This window comes from Sphingomonas endophytica, assembly GCF_001476895.1.
GTDB lineage: Bacteria > Pseudomonadota > Alphaproteobacteria > Sphingomonadales > Sphingomonadaceae > Sphingomonas > Sphingomonas endophytica_A.
In genome coordinates this window covers 1-535 of record NZ_LDTB01000254.1, presented here as the reverse complement: position 1 = coordinate 535, position 535 = coordinate 1, and the positions used below count along the sequence as shown (strand labels likewise).

The following is a 535-nucleotide window of genomic DNA, read 5'->3' as shown; positions in this document are numbered from 1 at the left end:
AGACAACAGCCTGGCGCTGGCCGACGAACACCCGGAGGCCAACGTCGTCGCCCTCGGAGCGCTCGGTTTCCTCGACGCGGCCATCGCGCACCTCGACGCCTTGCGAGACGCCGCGCACCGCGATGGCATCGGCGGCGTCGGCGCCCGCACGCCTGGCGGCATCGACCAGACGCTGCGCGAGGTCGCTGAGCGCGGATTGGTCGAACAGATCGGAGGTATCACCGTGTCGCGATGCAGATGGTGAAGAGTTCACGAACGAATTCCTGCGGATTGAGGGGAGCCCGGAACGAGGTCGACAGACCTCACCAGATGTGCCGGATTCACAGGGATTTCAAGCACTTTGCGCCGGCGGGCAACAAAGATTTGAGTGATCGGCGCAAGGCTTCGTCAATCATGCGGGCCAACCTCTTGTCAATCATGGCGCCAGGTGAGGAGCGATTAACCAGGCTTTTTAAGCTGAAACGGCCGTCGCTCGGCTAGGCTCTCACACATCGACCGGGAACATAATTCCGGCGGGGAGACTAGAGCTTTGAGG

At 62.2% G+C, this 535-nt stretch carries 1 protein-coding gene; it reads right to left on the bottom strand.

From position 1 onward, the window contains the following. The coding region (locus NS334_RS19210; RefSeq protein WP_241492021.1) for a PmbA/TldA family metallopeptidase at positions 1–91 on the bottom strand (91 nt) is incomplete at its 3' end. Between the last annotated feature and the right edge of the window lie 444 nt (positions 92–535).